Here is a 528-nt window from a genome sequence, read left to right on the forward strand (position 1 = left end):
GGCAGCGGGATCATCGCGTCAGGATACCGATCACCCGCGATAGGGCATCGGCATCGACCGTGGCGTCCACGCTCACTCTGATGCCCGACGGCAGCTCGATGCCGATCACGCCGTCGCTGCGTGCCGCGACCGTCGGCGCGGGCAAGGCTAACTGCTCGCTGATCTGCACCTCCGCAAAAACGGGCTCTGCCAGCTTGCGAACCCCGGCAAGCTCACCGGACATTGCTTGGCGCCGCCAGGTGTAGATCGAGCCGCTGCCGACGTCATGGCGTTCACAGGCCGCGCGCACGCAACCCTCCGGGCCGAATGCATCACGCAGGACGGCCAGCTTCTGCTCCACGGTCCAGCGCCGCCGGCCCGACACCCGGCTAACGATCTCTATCCGACTACTCATACGACCGCTCGTATGAGTAGTCGCTGCACCGCTAGCTGAATCTTCAATCCCGTCCGACACCGGCCACTCCGCTCAAAGAGCGGCAATCATCCCGCCAGATGCGTGGCGCGCAAGGCGGCCGTCAGACCCTTCCA

Annotated in this window: 1 protein-coding gene; it reads right to left on the reverse strand. The window is 65.7% G+C overall.

Annotated features, from left to right (window positions below):
- Positions 1–10: 10 nt before the first annotated feature.
- The gene (gene tnpA, locus F7P65_RS21880) at positions 11–394 is read right to left on the reverse strand and encodes an IS66-like element accessory protein TnpA (RefSeq protein WP_025547145.1); all 384 of its coding nucleotides are present in this window, start codon (positions 392–394) and stop codon (positions 11–13) included.
- Positions 395–528 lie beyond the last annotated feature (134 nt).

It is taken from the genome of Sphingobium estronivorans, assembly GCF_008692605.1.
Classification (GTDB): domain Bacteria; phylum Pseudomonadota; class Alphaproteobacteria; order Sphingomonadales; family Sphingomonadaceae; genus Sphingobium; species Sphingobium estronivorans.

Coding starts and splice junctions, on each gene's coding strand:
- tnpA (WP_025547145.1), bottom strand. CDS start 394: ATGAGTAGTCGGATAGAGATCGTTAGCCGGGTGTCGGGCCGGCGGCGC.